The sequence below is a fragment of the Aeromonas bivalvium genome, assembly GCF_046078285.1.
Taxonomy (GTDB): Bacteria; Pseudomonadota; Gammaproteobacteria; order Enterobacterales; family Aeromonadaceae; genus Aeromonas; species Aeromonas bivalvium.
In genome coordinates this window covers 37,296-54,550 of sequence record NZ_JBGXBV010000009.1, presented here as the reverse complement: position 1 = coordinate 54,550, position 17,255 = coordinate 37,296, and the positions used below count along the sequence as shown (strand labels likewise).

Sequence of the window (17,255 nt, the reverse complement as noted above, 5' to 3'; positions counted from 1 at the left end):
TTTTTTTATTGCTGTCAGGGCCGCCCTGATGGGCTCTTAGCGGGCGACGGCGCTGGCGGCCAGCTCGGCCTTCTCCTGCTTGCTCAGGAAGGCCAGCTTGAGGCCATTCTCCTGGGCGCTGCGTATCTGGCTGGCGCTGAGACCGGCGGCCGGGGCGGCTACCTCGTATTCGTGGCGCAGCTCTATGCCTTCCACCGCAGGATCGTCGGTATTGAGGCAGGCGAGCACGCCATGGTCCAGGAACTGGCGGATCGGGTGGCGTTGCAGGCTCTCCACTGTGCTGGTCTGCAGGTTGGAGGTGAGGCAGGACTCGATGCCGATGCCGTGCTCGGCCAGATAATCCATCAGGCGCGGATCCTGCACCGCCTTGACCCCGTGGCCGATGCGAGTCGCCCCCAGATCGCGAATGGCCTGCCACATGCTTTCGGGGCCGGCGGCCTCACCGGCATGGACGGTGACATGGAGACCGGCATCGCGCACCCGGCGAAAATGCTCGGTGAACAGCTCGCCGGGAAAGCCCAGTTCGTCACCGGCGAGATCGATGGCGACCAGCTGGTTGCAGTGGGCCAGGCAGGCCTCCAGCTCGCGGCGGCACTGCTCGGTGCCGAAGGTGCGGCTCATGATGCCGATGAGCTTGGCCTTGACGCCGAAGTCGCGGCAGCCGGCCTGGACGCCGTCGATCACCGCCTCCACCACCCCTTGGGGATCCAGCTTGTGGGCCATCGCCATGTAGGCCGGGCTGAAGCGCAGCTCGGCATAGTCGATGCCGGCGTGCAGCAGGTCTTCGGCATTCTCGTAGGCGACCCGGCGGCAGGCGTCATAATCCGCCAGCACGGCCACGCCCCAGTCCAGCTTCTTGAGGAAGGCAACCAGGCTCGGCTCCTTCTCGACGATCTGCACATGGGGGCGCAGCGCCTCCAGCTCGAGCGCGGGCAGGGCTATGTTGTGCTGACGGCCGAGCTCGAGGATGGTCTGGGCCCGGATGTTGCCGTCCAGGTGACGATGGAGGTCGGTCAGGGGGAGGGATCTGTCAATCATGAGGGGTGCCTTCTTCGAGCCGATGATAGAGAAGCTAGTCATTCTAGGCGGGGATGACAAAAAAGATACCCTGTTTGAAAGCAAAGGGGCCTGGATTGCCGTCGGCGTGATGGTAAGCGTTTTTCTGGTGGGCCGGGCAGGACCTGGGGTTGTCATGACGTTGGCTGGGGGGATGGCGGGGCCCCCTTGGGCGGGGGCCGGCCGATGCTCAGGAGAAATCGAGCTCCTTGAGTTTGCGGGTGAGGGTATTGCGGCCCCAACCGAGCAGGCGCGCCGCTTCCTGCTTGTGGCCATGGGTATGCTCCAGCGCCGTTTCCAGCATGATCCTCTCGAACTGGGGCATGGCGTCGGCAAGTATGTCTATCTCCCCCAGGGCCAGCTTGCTGGCGACCCAGTCGCGCAGCTGCTGTTGCCAACCGCCGGCGAGGGCGGGCTGACCCGGTTCGGCGACGGTGGCGATGGGGGTCAGCAGCTCGGTGGGCAGGTCGGCGACCAGCACCTCCTGACCCGAGGCCATGACGGTGAGCCAGCGGCAGACGTTCTCCAGCTGGCGCACGTTGCCCGGCCAGGGCAGCCGGCTGATGAAGGCCTGGGTATCCGGGTGCAGGCTCTTGGCCTCGACGTTGAGCTCCTTGGCGGCCCGCAGCAGGAAGTGGTGGGCGAGCTGGGGGATGTCCTCCCGTCGCTCCCTGAGGGCCGGAATGTGAATGCGAATGACGTTGAGGCGGTGAAACAGGTCTTCGCGAAACTCGCCGTCGGCGACCCGTTTCTCCAGATTCTGATGGGTGGCGGCGATGATGCGCACGTCCACCTGCACCGGCTGATGGCCGCCAACCCGATAGAACTGACCGTCCGCCAGCACCCGCAGCAACCGGGTCTGCACGTCCAGCGGCATATCGCCTATCTCGTCGAGAAACAGGGTGCCGCCATCGGCCTGCTCGAAGCGGCCGTGGCGTATGTTGTTGGCACCGGTGAAGGCGCCCTTCTCGTGACCAAACAGCTCGGATTCGATGAGATCCTTCGGGATGGCCGCCATGTTGAGGGCGATGAAGTTCTTGTGGGCCCGCGGGCTGTGGCGGTGCAGGGCATGGGCGACCAGCTCCTTGCCGGTGCCACTCTGGCCGTTGATGAGCACAGAGATGCTGGAGCGCGACAGTCGTCCGATGGCGCGAAATACCTCCTGCATGGCGGGAGCCTCGCCGATGATCTCCGGGCTGCTGCCGGCGTCCTGCTGGCGGGCCTTGCGCTTGGTGCGCTGCTCCTTGAGGTGATTCTCGGCCCGGCGCACCAGGGTGACCGCTTCCTCGATGTCGAACGGCTTGGGCAGGTATTCGAAGGCGCCACGCTGGTAGGCGTTGACGGCGGCGTCGAGGTCGGAATGGGCGGTCATGATGATGATGGGCAGGTCCGCCTGACGACGGTGGATCTGCTCCAGCAGGCTGAGGCCATCGATGCCGGGCATGCGGATATCGGACAGGATCACATCCGGGGTGCGCGCTTCCAGGGAGTGCAGCAGGGCCTCGCCATCGGCGAAGCTCTCGCACTCGAATCCTTCGCTGCCGAGGGTGCGCTCCAGCACCCAGCGGATCGAGCTGTCGTCATCGACGATCCATACTTTTGCGGTCATGAAGATCCCTTATTTGCGAAGCGGTAGATAAACGGTGAACTCGGTGTGGCCCGGCCAACTGATGCAGTCGATGCGGCCCTTGTGCTGATCGATCAGATTCTGGGCGATGGAGAGCCCCAGGCCTGTGCCCCCCTCCTTGCCGGTGATCATGGGGTAGAAGAGGGTGTCGCGGATGGCATCCGGGATGCCGGGGCCGTTGTCGATGATCTTGATCTCGGCCGCCAGGCGGTAGCGCTGGCCGTGGATGGTGATCTGGAACACGGTGCGGGTGCGAATGCTGATGAGGCCGGTCTGGTTGCCCAGGGCCTCGGCGGCATTGCGCACTATGTTGAGGAACGCCTGCTGCAGCTGATCCGGCTCCATCTCGAACTCGGGGATGCTGGGGTCGTAATCCCGCTCGATGCGGATCCCGCCGGGCAACTCCAGCTCCACCAGGCGGCGCACCTGCTCCAGCACAGAGTGGACATTGTGCACCTGATGGCGGCCGGGGCGCTGGGGGCCGAGCAGCCGGTCGACCAGCAACCGCAGCCTGTCGGCCTGCTCTATGATGATGCCGGTATATTCGCGCAGCGCCGGGTTGGGCAGCTCCTTTTGCAGCAGCTGGGCGGCGCCACGCAGGCCGCCGAGGGGGTTCTTGATCTCGTGGGCCAGGCCGCGCACCAGCTCTCTGGCCGCCTGTTGCTGGGCATGTTGCTGCAGCTCCTGACTGATCTTCTTCTGCTGGTCTATCTTGCGCAGCTCCACCACGATCAACCTGTGTTCATGGTCGGCCAGCGGGCTGGCACTGAGCTCGACCAGGCGCGGCTCTCCTTCCACCACCAGGGTCACTTCGCTGTCGGTGAAGCCCTGACCCGATGCCAGGCACTGACGAAACCGGTTCAGGTCGAGGGAGATGTGCTCCAGCAGATGGGGCAGTTCCAGCCCGATCAGCCGGCGTTGACTGAGGGAGAGCAGCTGTTCTGCCGCCGGGTTGACGAACTGGATGCAGAGGCGCTCATCCATCAGGATGACGGCGGTCAGCAGGTTGTCGAGTAATGTCTTGGCTTGATCCGAGCGGACTGGCACAGGTTTCTCCCTAAAACGGTGCTACACACCGGCGATGCACCAATATAGTGCATTCAGTCTACCTGCATCGGTGCAGAGGATCACCCCTTGCGAGGCGTGGCGCTGGCGGCAGCGGCCTGATTGACTCTGGTCCTGTGCAGGTAGAAAGTCACTATCTCCGATTTAGCAAGGATCGTACCGTCTTTTGCCAGCAACTCGAGTTGCACCTTATGGGTGCCCCGATCCAGGTTCTCAAGGCGTAGCATCAGGGTGTTGCTGGCCCGGGCGCGTTCCTTGCCGTCGAGCAGCAGGCGCAGGTCGAATTGGGTGGGAGGGGTGGGGGTGATGCGCGCCTCGAAGACGATGTTGCCCGTGTTGTCGCGCAGCGTGCTCTCCGCTTCGGGAGAGATCAGGGTGATGGCCAGATCGGTCTGTTTCAGATCGGTGCCGGTCAGGTGGTGGTAATTGGCGACCTGTACCGACTGGGGCATAGTGCCGACCAGGGGGGCGACCCGCAGGTCGATCTCCTGGCTCTTCTGGCCAGCGGGGGGGGCATTGGTGTAGTGGGTGATCCCCCGGCTATCGACCCAGGAATAGATCTTGGCGCCATGGGCGCCCAGGCTTGCCAGCAACAATAATCCGGCCAGGCGGCTGAGGTTCATTCCTCTCTCCTTGATGGGATCCCGCTTAAAGCCTAACAGAGAAAAAACCCGCCATGAGGCGGGTTTTATTATCCATTTGGTACTGACTGTGTCGATCAGACGGAGTAGTACAGCTCGAACTCCAGCGGGTGCGGGGTCATGCGCACACGGTCAACATCCTGCTGTTTCAGTTCCAGGTAGGAGTTGATGAAGTCATCGCTGAACACGCCGCCACGGGTCAGGAACTCGCGATCGCTGTCCAGTGCGGCCAGGGCCTCGTCCAGAGAGCCGGCCACGGTCGGCACTTCGGCGGCTTCTTCCGGCGGCAGGTCGTACAGGTTCTTGTCCATGGCATCGCCCGGATGGATCTTGTTGATGATGCCGTCCAGGCCGGCCATCAGCTGGGCTGCAAAGGCCAGGTACGGGTTGGCAGCCGGATCCGGGAAGCGCACCTCGATGCGGCGGGCTTTCGGGCTCGGCACCACGGGGATGCGGATGGAGGCAGAGCGGTTGCGGGCGGAGTAGGCCAGCATGACCGGCGCTTCGTAACCCGGCACCAGACGCTTGTAGGAGTTGGTGGTCGGGTTGGCGAAGGCGTTGATGGCCTTGGCGTGCTTGATGATGCCGCCGATGTAGTGCAGTGCCATCTCGGACAGACCGCCGTACAGGTCACCCGCGAACAGGTTGACGCCGTCTTTGGCCAGGGACTGGTGGCAGTGCATGCCTGAGCCGTTGTCACCGAACATGGGTTTGGGCATGAAGGTGACGGTCTTGTTGTAGGCGTGGGCCACGTTGTGGATCACGTACTTCAATACCTGCACTTCGTCCGCTTTCAGGGTGAGGGTGTTGAAGCGGGTGGCGATCTCGTTCTGACCGGCAGTGGCCACTTCGTGGTGGTGAGCCTCGACGACCTGGCCCATCTCTTCCAGCACCAGACACATGGCGGCGCGGATGTCCTGGGAGGAGTCAACCGGTGCAACCGGGAAGTAGCCACCCTTGACGAAGGGACGGTGACCCTTGTTGCCGTGCTCGTAGGCGGTGCCGGAGTTCCAGGCCGCTTCTTCGGATTCGATCTTGACGAAGCTGTGACCCATGGTGTTCGAGAAGGTGATGTTGTCGAACATGAAGAACTCGGGTTCCGGTCCGAACAGCACGGTATCGGCGATGCCGCTGGACTTCAGGAAGTCTTCGGCACGCTTGGCGATGGAGCGCGGATCGCGGTCGTAGCCCTGCATGGTGGCCGGTTCCAGGATGTCGCAGACGATGTTCAGGGTGGTCTCTTCGGTGAACGGATCCAGCTTGGCGGAGGCCGGATCCGGCATCAGCACCATGTCAGACTCGTTGATGCCCTTCCAGCCGCCGATGGAGGAGCCATCGAACATCTTGCCGTCTTCGAAGAAGTCTTCGTCGATCTGGTGGGAGGGAATGGAAACGTGCTGCTCTTTACCCTTGGTGTCGGTAAAGCGCAGGTCGACAAACTTGACTTCATGTTCCTGGATCAAGGCCATTACGTTCTGAGCTGACATGCTAAGTAACCTCCGGTGTTAAAACTCTTTGGGTGAATGCGTCATCAGATTCACATAAGCGAGTATCGTGCCAAGTTTGTGACAGCTTGATTTCAGGGCAGTTGCCGCATCTTGGCGTCCCAAAACCAGCTGGGTTCATGCCGACGTGCATCATATTGGTGCATTCAGGGATCTTTTTGGTGCACCAAACCAGTGCGACGGCCACGAAGTCCCATCTAAACAGGCTTGTTGCCCCGGGTCCATGATCCAGATCCACTGTCATGCGTGAATCTACTGCGATTCTGCTAGGCAGATCACAAAGGCGAGAGTACAATTAGCGCCCAATTTTACCCGGTGATTGAGGCGAGAATGTTAGAGAATTTACGCAATATTGCGATTATTGCGCACGTTGACCACGGCAAGACAACCCTGGTGGACAAGCTGCTGCAGCAGTCCGGTACTCTGGACCGCACCAGCGAAGGTCAGGAACGGATCATGGACTCCAATGATCTGGAACGGGAACGTGGCATCACCATTCTCGCCAAGAACACTGCCATCCGCTGGAACGACTACCGCATCAACATCGTAGATACCCCGGGTCACGCCGACTTCGGTGGTGAGGTTGAGCGCGTGCTCTCCATGGTTGACTCAGTGCTGCTGCTGGTCGACGCCGTTGACGGCCCCATGCCGCAAACCCGCTTCGTGACCCAGAAGGCATTTGCCCAGGGCCTGAAGCCCATCGTGGTCATCAACAAGATCGACCGTCCGGGCGCGCGCCCCGACTGGGTCATGGATCAGGTCTTCGATCTGTTCGACAACCTGGGTGCCACCGATGAGCAACTGGACTTCAAGGTTGTTTACGCCTCTGCACTGAACGGTTTTGCCACCCTGGATCCGAACGTTGAATCCGACAACATGGAACCCCTGTTCCAGGCCATCGTCGACAACGTGGAAGCGCCTGCGGCCGATGCCGACGGTGGTTTCCAGATGCAGATCTCCCAGCTGGACTACAACTCCTACGTGGGCGTCATCGGCATCGGCCGCATCACCCGCGGCCGCGTCAAGACCAACCAGCAGGTCACCATCGTCGGTGCCAACGGCAAGAACCGTACCGGCAAGGTCGGTCAGGTCCTGGGTTACCTGGGTCTGTCCCGTACCGAAGTGACCGACGCGCAAGCGGGCGACATCATCGCCATCACCGGTCTGGGCGAGCTGAAGATTTCCGACACCATCTGTGACAACAACGCCGTGGAAGCGCTGCCGCCCCTCTCCGTCGACGAGCCGACCGTGAACATGACCTTCCAGGTCAACACCTCGCCGTTCGCCGGTAAAGAAGGCAAGTTCGTCACCTCCCGCAACATCCTGGAGCGCCTGAACCAGGAACTGGTCCACAACGTGGCCCTGCGCGTGGAAGAGACCGAAGATCCGGACAAGTTCCGCGTCTCCGGCCGTGGTGAACTGCACCTCTCCATCCTGATCGAAAACATGCGTCGCGAAGGCTACGAACTGGCGGTTTCCCGTCCGGAAGTTATCCTGCGCACCGTGGATGGCGTTCTGCAAGAACCGTTCGAAACTGTCACTGTCGACGTGGAAGAAGCCCACCAGGGTTCCGTCATGGAGCAACTCGGCCTGCGTAAGGGCGAGATGACCAACATGACCCCGGATGGCAAGGGCCGTGTCCGTCTGGACTTCATGATCCCGAGCCGTGGCCTGATCGGCTTCCAGACCGAGTTCCTGACCATGACCTCAGGCACCGGTCTGCTGTACCACACCTTCGACCACTACGGTCCGCACAAGGGTGGCAGCATCGGCGAGCGTCAGAACGGCGTGCTGATCTCCAACGCTACCGGCAAGGCCCTGACCTTCGCCCTGTTCGGTCTGCAGGACCGTGGTCGCCTGTTCATCGGTCACGCGACCGAGGTATACGAAGGCCAGGTGATCGGGATCCACTCCCGTTCCAACGACCTGACCGTCAACTGCCTGAAAGGCAAGCAGCTGACCAACATGCGTGCCTCCGGTACCGACGAAGCCCAGGTGCTGACTCCGCCGATCCGCATGACCCTGGAGCAGGCTCTGGAGTTCATCGACAACGACGAGCTGGTGGAAATCACGCCCAAGGCCATCCGCATCCGTAAAAAGCTGCTGACCGAGATGGATCGCAAGCGCGCCGGCCGCGCCTGATCCCTCCCTCATCGGGCCGCTGAACCGGCCCGAATGACGGCAATCAGAGTCCGAACGCCCCAGGCGTTCGGACTTTTTTATGGGCGATGCTTGGGAAGGGCTTAGTGCACCACGGCTCTTCATGGCCAGAAGGTGGGGGCGTCACAGGCCGGCGCGGGCCGATCTCGGGACTCATTTCGTTCGGTATCGGGCAATCCGGGGGCTAAGCTGGCACAATAGCGTCATGATTTGTTCGTCAGGAAGCCAATATGCAGCATCATCTTCGTCGCCAGCTGGCGCATGCCTCCTCCTTCTTGCGCCATGATGGCCGCCATTTTGCCCAGTTCGTCTGGGGCCGTTTTCAGCAGGACAGGCTGACCGTCACCGCCGGCTATCTGGCCTATGTCACCCTGCTCTCCCTGGTGCCCATGATCGCCGTGGTATTCGGCATGATGTCCGCCTTTCCCGTCTTCCAGAGCCTGAAACAGGCGATGGAGCAGTTCGTCTATCACAACTTCGTGCCTACCGCGGGAGAGATGCTCAAGGAGTACATCGACGGCTTCGTGGCCAACGCCACCAACACCACTGCGGTGGGCATAGGCGCCCTGGTGGTGGTGGCCCTGATGCTGATCTCGGCCATCGACAAGAACCTCAACTACATCTGGCGCTCCACCCAGAGCCGCCCCCTGGGTCAGGCCTTTGCCATGTACTGGATGATACTGACCCTGGGCCCTGTGCTCATCGGTGCCAGCATCGCCATCTCCTCCTACATCCTCTCCCTCAGGCTGTTTGCCGCGGACAGCCTGTTCGGCGTCGGTTACCTGCTGCTGCGCAGCCTGCCGTTTCTGTTTTCGGTGTTCGGCTTCCTGCTGATCTATACCGTGGTGCCCAACTGCAAGGTGCGGCTGGTGCATGCGCTGATCGGCGCCCTGGTGGCGGCCGTGCTGTTCGAGCTGGCCAAGCGCGGTTTCGCGCTCTACATCACCAACTTCCCCTCCTATCAGGCCATTTATGGTGCCCTGGCGACCATTCCGATCCTGTTCGTCTGGGTCTATCTGAGCTGGCTGGTGGTCTTGCTCGGCGCCGAGACCACCGCCTGCCTCGGGGAGTACGAGAAGCCGGGGAGCGACGAGCTGGCCTGAGCCATCTGAATCATCGCCTTGCCCCCCGTTTTATTGGTAGCATCGACGACCGCCCCTGAGGCGGTCGTTTCATTTCCAGGGTTGTCAGTCAGAGGAGCTGCGAGTGATTGCATTGATTCAGCGGGTCAGCGAGGCCAGCGTCACCGTCGAGGGGGAGGTCATCGGCGCCATCGGCCAGGGGTTGTTGGTACTGCTCGGGGTGGAGCAGGGAGATGACGAGGCCAAGGCCGACAAGTTGCTGCACAGGGTGAGCGGCTATCGCATCTTCTCCGATGCCGAGGGCAAGATGAACCTCAATGTGGGCCAGGTCGGCGGCAGCCTGCTGGTGGTTTCCCAGTTCACCCTGGCGGCAGACACAGGTCGGGGAATGCGCCCCAGCTTCTCCGGTGGCGCTCATCCCGCCGATGCGAAGCGGCTCTACGACTACTTCGTGGCCCGGGCCCGTGCCAACAATCTGCCGACACAAACCGGCCGGTTTGCCGCGGACATGAAGGTCAGCCTGCTCAACGATGGCCCGGTCACCTTCTGGTTGCAGGTCTAGTGTCGCTCAGCCTTTCCTGGCGTGGACTATCCGGTTGAGACAGCCGGGCACGCCGCGCAGCTGCGCCGGGCCAATCCAGTGTTCGACCAGGGTCAGCACCCGGTCCAGCTCTCGGCCCGTCCTTGGCAGCAGGTTCATGATAAGCTCGCCTTCCAGCCGGGCGGCCAGGGCCTGATAGAAGTCGGGGGCGAACAGGAGCGGGGGGTTGCCATCCTGACTGAATAGGTCGACCAGGATCAGGTCATGGCATCCCGGCATCTCGATCAGGAAAGAGAGGGCATCGGCCCGATGGAGCCGCTGGCGGCCGAGGGCCTCGTCTGTCATGAAAAAGTCGCGATAGAGGCCGATCACCTCGGCATCGAGATCCACGCCGTCAAATTCTGCCTCAGGCCAGCGGGCCTGCAGATGGCGGCCCATGTCTCCGCCCCCCAGCCCCAGCTCGAGCACGCGGCTGGCCCGCTCCGGCAGCAGGGCGGCGATGGTCTGTTGATGGGGCAGGCAGAGGCGATGAGGGGCGCTGAGGATCATGGCGGACTGCACCACTCCGTCGATCTCCAGCCAGCGATGCAGCTCGTTTTGCTGTACGCAGATGCGGCGAGCCGGACTGACTCCCAGGTGCAATAACTGTTCGGCGCGATACGTCTGTAGATTGAAGTCCATGAAATTGCACGGCAAGATGGCTTTCGACCAGTGTAACTCAAGGATGTCGCTATGTACCGGGTGGTAACCCCTCAAACGGAGTCGGAGCTGGAGGCGTATTATCAACTGCGCTGGGAACTGCTGCGCAAGCCATTCAACTTCCCCCTGGGCTCGGAGCGGGACGAATACGATTCGGTTGCCATTCATCGGATGATGCTGGCCCCCGATGGTACTCCCATCGCCGTGGGACGGCTGTTCGTCGGGGGAGACGAGGCCCAGATCCGTTTCATGGCCATGCTGCCAGAGTATCGCGGCCAGGGACTGGGGGCGCGCATGGTGGCGGATCTGGAGCAGCTCGCCTGCCAGGAGAAGGTCAAGCGCCTGGTCATGAACGCCCGCCAGGAGGCGGTGGAGTTTTATCGCAAGTGCGGCTTCCTCGAGGTGGGCGAGGGCCCCGTCTCCTTTGGCCGCATCCCCCATCGGCAGATGATCAAGTCCCTGAGCCCCTTGCAGACCATCCAGTATCGTCCCCAGTGGTGTCAGGATCTCACCACCCGCTGGTCGCGGGGCATCCCCATCAGCGAGAAGATGGGGGTGCACATCACCCACTATGACGGCCAGACCTTCCACCTCAAGGCCAACCTGGCGGCCAACCTCAACGTCCATGACACCATGTTCGCCGGCAGCATCTACAGCCAGTGCGTGCTGGCGGGTTGGGGCCTCATCTGGCTGCAACTCAAGGAGGAGGGGCTGGTGGGAGACACCGTGCTGGCCCAGGGGGAGATCAAATACTACCGTCCCGTCACCGAGGAGCCGGAGGCGCGGGTCGCCCGGGAAGGCATGCCCGCCGTGCTGGCGCCACTCAAGGCGGGCCAGTCCGCCAGGTTCAGCCTCAAGATCCAGCTGTTCAGCGGCTGCCGGCTCGCCGCCGAGTTCCTCGGCCATTATGTGGTGCAACCGGTGAGGCGCGGCTAGGGCGGGGCTTGTCCTGCATGATCGACAAGGCCTCCCGCGGGAGGCCTTGCTGCTGATGGCGTCCTATCCGCCCTGACGTGAGCCGGGCCGATGGAGGGGACTGCTGCGTCCCTGGGCGGGATAGGTGACCCCGGGTTGCCAGTCGCAGCTGGCCTTCTCGTCCAGCAGCTGCCAGCCGAGGGTGGGGGCCGCGAGCCGATCGCGCCACTGGCCGACCAGCTCGGCGCACCCCTCGCGGTTGAGGGCGCCGACATCGAGCTGCCAGCTGTCCGCCCCCAGATCCAGCCCGCCGCCGAGGGCCAGCAGATGGGTGATGGTGGAGGCTCCGCCCTGCGCGATGGTGATCTTCCCCTGATCCGCTTTGGCCTCGAGTCTGATCCGATAGAAGGGGGTATCGCCCCCCTGCATCGCCTGCCAGAGCGCCTGCGGGTTCAGGGTCGGCGGCTGTGGCTCCTTGAACCAGGCATCGAGCAGGGGGTCCAGCTTGACCCCGTCCCAGAAGGGGTCCCTGGCATCCAGGCTCAGGCTGCCGCTCAGGCTGTGGCGCCAGTCGGCGAGATCGGCCTGCAGCGCCAGATCCAGGTCGGCCTTGCCGGCGAAGGAGAGGGGGTTGTGCAGCAGCTCCCCCCAGAGATCCAGATCCAGCTGCTCTCCCTTGAGCCGCAGGCGGGAGGCTTGCCGGGGCTGGCGACTCCACAGGCCGCTGGCGTTCAGGTTGCCGCCGTCGGCCAGCTGGCTGGCAAGGCTCTCCAGCTGCCATTGCTGCGGCGTGGCCGTGAGCGCCAGCTGGCCATTGCGGGCGGAGAGGCCATCCCACACCAGCTCTATCCAGTCGCTCTTGACGGTGCCCTGTTCGCTCAGGGCCAGGGGCTGTCCACCCTCGACTCCCAGCTGCGCCAGCTCCAGGTTCCAGCCGCTCAGGGAGAGGGGCAGGGCATCGTCGAAGGAGAGGACCCTCAGCTTGTCGAAATGGAGCTGGCTTATCTCGAGCCGGGTCGGCGCTGCGGCCTGCCAGGCCTGCCACCACCCCTGGGGTAGGCTGATGTCCATGCCGCTCAGGGTCAGCTGGCGCAGGGTGAGGCGCTGGCGATCGGGATCCAGGCTGAACAGGGTGTCGAAGCGGCCGTCATAGGCCTTGCCCTTGAGGGCGGCGCCGATCTGCTGGCCGGAGAAGCTCAGCTGTCCCTCTATCTCCTCCAGCTGGAACAGGCCGCGGCCCGCATCCCCCAGGCTGCCAAGCAGCTGGCCGCTGGCGGGGCTCCCCGCCTGCCACTCGAACTGGCTCAGCTCGCCGTTGAAGTCGTTGAGGGCGAACTCGCCTTCCAGGGAGTTGAGGCTGACATGCTGGAAGTCGCCCCGATCCAGGCTGACCCGGCGCAGGGGCCAGGGCTGATCGCCGAGATCCGCCAGTTCGATGCGCAGCCCCCGGGCCTTGAGATCCCCGAGACGCAGACTGCGAGCGGGCCAGTCCAGCACCATGGCGCTCTCCAACACCCCATCGAACAGCCGGGTGACCAGGCGGTCCGTGCTCAGCACCTGGCCTTGCAGCGTGCCGTCGAGGGCCAGCTGGCTCAGGGTCAGCTTGGGGCTCTCCAGGCGGTTGATGGTGAGGGAGAGGTCGGCCTGCACCTGCTGGCCCGGGCCGAGCAGCTGCCAGTTGCGCAGGGTGGCGCTGGCCCCCCGCAGAGTGAGGCCGTCGCTGGTCAGGTTCAGGCCATCTATCTTGCTGTCCCCTATGGTGAGGGAGCGCAGCGGCAGGGCGGGGAGCTGGTTGGGCAGGGGCCAGCGGATGCTGGGCTTGATCAGATCCAGATGGGCGAGGCGCACGTCCCGGCTCAGCCAGTCGATGCTGTCGACCTCGACATAGAGCTTCTCGACCCTGACCCCATCCCCATAACTGACCTGTTCCGCCAGCAGGGTGTAGGGGTGCAGCGGGTTGAACACCAGTCGGCCTATGGTGACCGGCTCTCCGGTCTGGCGACTGAGCCAGTTGGCGATGGGATCCTTGGCCCGCTGGGCATCGAACAGGCCGAGCCCCATCCAGACGAACAGCAGCAGGAAGGCGAAGAAGTAGAGCAGGGCACGTAACCAGGCATTCATCCGTGTGTTCCTCCTGTGGCTGGATGGGGGTCAGGCGTTGGAATCGTGGTCCCGCCGCCCCGAACGTCGGCGGAGCAGCGGGTCGATATGACGTGGCCCGGGTGCGGATCCATCAGGCAGCTTGGGTATCATGGTGATGGTTTTCTCCGCTCAGGCATTGGAGTAGTGATCCCGCAGGCCCAGCCAGCGTCGGATCAAGGGGTCGACCTGGCCTGGGTGCTGATCCATCAGGAAGCGGGCCAGCTTCTGCACCTGGGGAATGAGCGATTGGTCGCGCACCAGATCGGCGATCTTGAGATCCGCCAGCCCGGTCTGGCGGGTGCCGAGCAGTTCCCCAGGGCCGCGCAGTTCAAGGTCGCGCTGGGCGATGAGAAAGCCGTCGTTGGTCTCCCGCAATACCCCGAGCCGGCTCTGGGCCGTCTTGGAGAGGGGGGCGTGATAGAGCAGCACGCAGTGGGAGGCCACAGACCCCCGGCCGACCCGGCCCCGCAGCTGGTGCAGCTGGGCCAGCCCGAGCCGCTCCGGGTTTTCGATGATCATCAGGCTGGCGTTGGGTACGTCCACCCCCACCTCGATGACGGTGGTGGCGACCAGCAGTTGCAATATGCCCGCCTTGAACTCCTCCATCACCCTCTGCTTCTCGATCGGGCGCATCCGGCCGTGGACCAGGCCGATGTGCAGGCCGGGCAGCAGATTTTGCAGCTCGGTGGCCGTGTCCTCGGCGGCCTGGCACTCCAGTACCTCCGACTCCTCGATCAGGGTGCAGACCCAGTAGGCCTGCTTGCCCTCCTCGCAGGCGAGCCTGACCCGCTCGATCACGTCCCCCCGGCGGCTGTCCGGCAGGGCCACAGTGGTGATGGGGGTACGGCCCGGCGGCAGCTCGTCGATGACGGAGGTGTCGAGGTCGGCGTAGGCGGTCATCGCCAGGGTACGGGGGATGGGGGTGGCGGTCATGATCAGCTGATGGGGGTGGACGCCGTCCCGTTCCCCCTTTTCCCGCAAGGCGAGGCGCTGGTGCACCCCGAACCTGTGCTGTTCGTCGATGATCACCAGCCCGAGCCGCTCGAACACCACCTGCTCCTGAAAGATGGCGTGGGTGCCCACCACCATCTTGACGCTGCCATCCGCAATGGTGGCCAGCGCCTCCTCCCGCGCCTTGCCCTTCTGCTTGCCCGCCAGCCAGCCGACCTTGATGCCCAGCGGCGCCAGCCAGTTGGCGAAGTTGATGGCGTGCTGCTCGGCCAGCAGTTCGGTCGGCGCCATCAGCCCCACCTGACAGCCGTTGCCGATGGCCTGCAGGGCGGCGAGCGCCGCCACCAGCGTCTTGCCCGAGCCCACGTCTCCCTGTACCAGCCGCATCATGGGATGGCCCAGCTGCAGATCCCGGCTTATCTCATCCACCACCCGGCGCTGGGCTCCGGTGGGGCTGAAGGGCAGGGCGCCGAGCAACTGTGCCACCAGGGCCGGGGCCGGAGCCAGGGCATGGGCATGCTGGGTCTGGGCCTGGGCGCGGACTTTCAGCACCGAGAGGTTGTGGGCCAGCAGCTCTTCGAGCACCAGACGGCGCTGGGCCGGATGCTGACCCCGGTCGAGCTGATCCAGGGCCACGGAGGGAGGGGGGCGGTGCAGCAGTTTCAGGGCGGCAGCCAGCTCTATCTGCTGGGGGTAGAGACCGGCGGGCAGCAGCTCCTCCACCCCGTGTTGATCGAGCAGCAGCAGTGCCTGATCCGTGAGGTTGCGCAGGGTGAGCTGGCGCAGCCCCTCCGTGGTGGGGTAGACGGGGGTGAGGGCCTCTTCGGTCTGGCCGGCCTGCTCCTCGCCGAGCAGCTTGTACTCGGGGTGGGCCATCTCCAGGCCGAACTTGCCGGGGCGGGCCTCGCCGAAGCAGCGGATCAGGCGTCCCTGGGCCAGGCTGTTTTTCTGGGCCGCGGTGAAATTGAAGAAGCGCAGGGTGAGGGAGCCGGTGCCGTCAATGATGCGGCAGACCAGCATGCGGCGGCGACCCATCACCAGCTGGGTATCCTGGATCTCCCCTTCGACGGCGCCATGGAGACCCGGCATCAGGTCGCCGATGGGCCACACCTGGGTGCGATCCTCGTAGCGGTGGGGCAGGTGGAACAGCAGGTCCTGCACGGTGGCGAGCCCGAGCCGCTCGAACTTCTCCTGCATCTTGCTGCCGACACCCTTCAGGCTATCGAGAGGGATTTTATCCAATTTCATCAATCAGATGCCTGCGATCACTGTAAATATGTCCAGATGATAGGGTCTATTGAGGTTGCGACGCAAGCCGCGCGGACGGGGGGCATGGCCCGTATGACAGAGGCCTGCCGAAAACGGCAGGCCTCTGGAGGGGCGGAAACGGGCGGCGGATGAGGGCTCAGATGATGCGCTTGAGCAGCAGATGCGCCTTGACCCTGTGGATCCGAGCCAGCAGCTTGCGCACCTGCTCCGGGTAGTCCTTGGGCTCTTCCACCTGGCTGAAACTGTCGATGCGGCTGGTATTGGCCAATATGTTGGCCTTCTCCTCGGCGAACTGGCCGGCCAGCAGCCCTTGTTCGTCGCGGATCAGCAGGCCGTTCTCCAGATCCAGCGCCCAGGCGCGGGGATTGAGGTTGTTGCCGGTGAGCATGGCCCACTCCTCATCGACGAAGATCCCCTTGAGGTGATAGGAGTTGCGATCGTGGCGCCACAGCATGAGATCCAGCCTGCCCGCATCGATGTGATGCTGGTTGCGCTGGGCAAACTTGCGCAGGTTGGTCTCGTACAGATAGGGCAGGCCGCCTATGGTGCTGAACTTCTCGCCGGGGGGAATGAAGAAGTCGTTGGCCGTCTTGTCCCCCACCACTATGGTCACCTTGCAACCCCGGTTGAGCAGGGACTCTATGTCCTTGCTGAGCTCCTTGGGCGGGTTGAAATAGGGAGTGCAGATGAAGATCTCCCGCTCCGTGGTTCGCACCAGGTTGCGGATGGTACGGTTGAGCAGGTTGTTGCGCTTGCCCAGGCCCGCCAGGGGGGTGATGGCAACCTCGGCCTCGCCCGCCTTGCTGGTGTTGAAGCGGTACTGGCTCTGGCGCAGGCTCAGCTTGAAGCGGCGGATCGGTCCCTTGAGCTGCTTGGCGGTCGGGATCGGCGTCTGATCCAGGCGCTGCACGGCGGGGTTGGCGACGAACTGATCGTCCACATAGTTGACCATGGCGCGGCAGAGCTCGGCGCTCTCTATCTGGTGATAGCGGTCGAAGCGGTAGCGATCCTGCTGATGCAGGTAGATGTCGTTGAGGCTGGCACCCGAGTAGAGCAGGGTGTCATCGAAGATGAAGCCCTTGAGGTGCAGCACGCCGAGCAGCTCGCGCCCCTTGACCGGCACGCCATAGACGGCGATGGGATGTTCATGCCGGGCGGCCATCTCCTGATACATCAGGTGGTTGCCCCCCTGCTTGCCCTTGCCGATGAGGCCGCGCTGGGCCCGGTGGAAATCGACGAACAGCTTGATGTCCAGCGCCGGGTTGCGCTGCTTGGCGGCGTGGAGGGCGGCCATGATCTCGCGGCCCGCCTCGTCATCTTGCAGATAGAGGGCGACCAGATAGATGCGCTGGGTGGCTTGCTGGATGAGCGAGAGGATCCGGCTCTTGAAGTCACGGGCGTTGTAGAGCGTCTGAAACTGCTGGGCGGCAACGGCAATCTGGGGCAGGCGCGCCAACAGGTGTCGATAATGGGCCGATGAATGCATAGAGAAACCTGATATCACTGAGTTAAGCGTTCCACTCGGGGCGACGAATAGGCGATTCTAGCAATCTCACCCCTTCAGCCAAAGCAACAATCGTCGGAAAGATGAAAAAGGCCTCG

Annotated in this window: 13 protein-coding genes; 4 read left to right on the top strand and 9 right to left on the bottom strand. The window is 63.6% G+C overall.

Translation table 11 applies throughout. The annotated features are described in order from the left end of the window. Nucleotides 1–36 precede the first annotated feature (36 nt). From add to glnA, 5 genes are all read right to left on the bottom strand, one after another. Nucleotides 37–1,038, bottom strand: coding sequence for an adenosine deaminase (gene add / locus ACEUCR_RS17100; RefSeq protein ID WP_408791562.1), 1,002 nt, complete (start codon nucleotides 1,036–1,038; stop codon nucleotides 37–39). Between the two features lie 208 nt (nucleotides 1,039–1,246). After that, a complete protein-coding gene (gene glnG / locus ACEUCR_RS17095; RefSeq protein WP_041999130.1) occupies nucleotides 1,247–2,665 on the bottom strand; it encodes a nitrogen regulation protein NR(I) in 1,419 nt (472 codons plus the stop codon). A gap of 9 nt (nucleotides 2,666–2,674) precedes the next feature. Beyond that, a complete protein-coding gene (gene glnL, locus ACEUCR_RS17090; protein ID WP_041999133.1) occupies nucleotides 2,675–3,730 on the bottom strand; it encodes a nitrogen regulation protein NR(II) in 1,056 nt (351 codons plus the stop codon). Nucleotides 3,731–3,810: 80 nt separating this feature from the next. After that, nucleotides 3,811–4,371: a DUF4124 domain-containing protein gene (locus ACEUCR_RS17085; protein WP_408791560.1), complete on the bottom strand. Its 561-nt coding sequence runs from the start codon at nucleotides 4,369–4,371 to the stop codon at nucleotides 3,811–3,813. Nucleotides 4,372–4,466: 95 nt separating this feature from the next. Further along, nucleotides 4,467–5,876: a glutamate--ammonia ligase gene (glnA, locus tag ACEUCR_RS17080; protein WP_111874176.1), complete on the bottom strand. Its 1,410-nt coding sequence runs from the start codon at nucleotides 5,874–5,876 to the stop codon at nucleotides 4,467–4,469. Between the two features lie 348 nt (nucleotides 5,877–6,224). Between glnA and typA the strand changes: the two genes are divergently transcribed. The 3 genes from typA to dtd all read left to right on the top strand — a co-directional run bounded on the left by typA (nucleotide 6,225) and on the right by dtd (nucleotide 9,698). Next, nucleotides 6,225–8,036, top strand: a complete 1,812-nt coding sequence (typA, locus tag ACEUCR_RS17075) for a translational GTPase TypA (RefSeq protein ID WP_041999142.1) — start codon at nucleotides 6,225–6,227, stop codon at nucleotides 8,034–8,036. 248 nt (nucleotides 8,037–8,284) lie between these two features. Next, a complete protein-coding gene (locus tag ACEUCR_RS17070; RefSeq protein ID WP_041999144.1) occupies nucleotides 8,285–9,157 on the top strand; it encodes a virulence factor BrkB family protein in 873 nt (290 codons plus the stop codon). 103 nt (nucleotides 9,158–9,260) lie between these two features. Beyond that, nucleotides 9,261–9,698 (top strand): D-aminoacyl-tRNA deacylase, encoded by a 438-nt coding sequence (gene dtd, locus ACEUCR_RS17065; protein WP_408791557.1) that lies wholly within the window; start codon nucleotides 9,261–9,263, stop codon nucleotides 9,696–9,698. A gap of 6 nt (nucleotides 9,699–9,704) precedes the next feature. On the opposite strand, the gene ACEUCR_RS17060 is transcribed toward dtd, so the two are convergent. Next, a complete protein-coding gene (locus ACEUCR_RS17060) occupies nucleotides 9,705–10,358 on the bottom strand; it encodes a spermidine synthase (protein WP_408791555.1) in 654 nt (217 codons plus the stop codon). A gap of 51 nt (nucleotides 10,359–10,409) precedes the next feature. Between ACEUCR_RS17060 and ACEUCR_RS17055 the strand changes: the two genes are divergently transcribed. After that, entirely contained in the window at nucleotides 10,410–11,312 is a 903-nt protein-coding gene (locus ACEUCR_RS17055) for a bifunctional GNAT family N-acetyltransferase/hotdog fold thioesterase (RefSeq protein ID WP_041999149.1), read from the top strand. A gap of 63 nt (nucleotides 11,313–11,375) precedes the next feature. Here ACEUCR_RS17055 and ACEUCR_RS17050 read toward each other — a convergent pair whose 3' ends face one another. The 3 genes from ACEUCR_RS17050 to pssA all read right to left on the bottom strand — a co-directional run bounded on the left by ACEUCR_RS17050 (nucleotide 11,376) and on the right by pssA (nucleotide 17,139). Beyond that, nucleotides 11,376–13,412 carry an AsmA family protein gene (locus ACEUCR_RS17050; protein ID WP_408791553.1) on the bottom strand — a complete coding sequence of 679 codons (2,037 nt, stop codon included), beginning with the start codon at nucleotides 13,410–13,412 and terminating at the stop codon, nucleotides 11,376–11,378. A gap of 150 nt (nucleotides 13,413–13,562) precedes the next feature. After that, entirely contained in the window at nucleotides 13,563–15,632 is a 2,070-nt protein-coding gene (recG, locus tag ACEUCR_RS17045) for an ATP-dependent DNA helicase RecG (RefSeq protein WP_408748035.1), read from the bottom strand. Nucleotides 15,633–15,789: 157 nt separating this feature from the next. Beyond that, entirely contained in the window at nucleotides 15,790–17,139 is a 1,350-nt protein-coding gene (gene pssA / locus ACEUCR_RS17040) for a CDP-diacylglycerol--serine O-phosphatidyltransferase (RefSeq protein ID WP_408791551.1), read from the bottom strand. Between the last annotated feature and the right edge of the window lie 116 nt (nucleotides 17,140–17,255).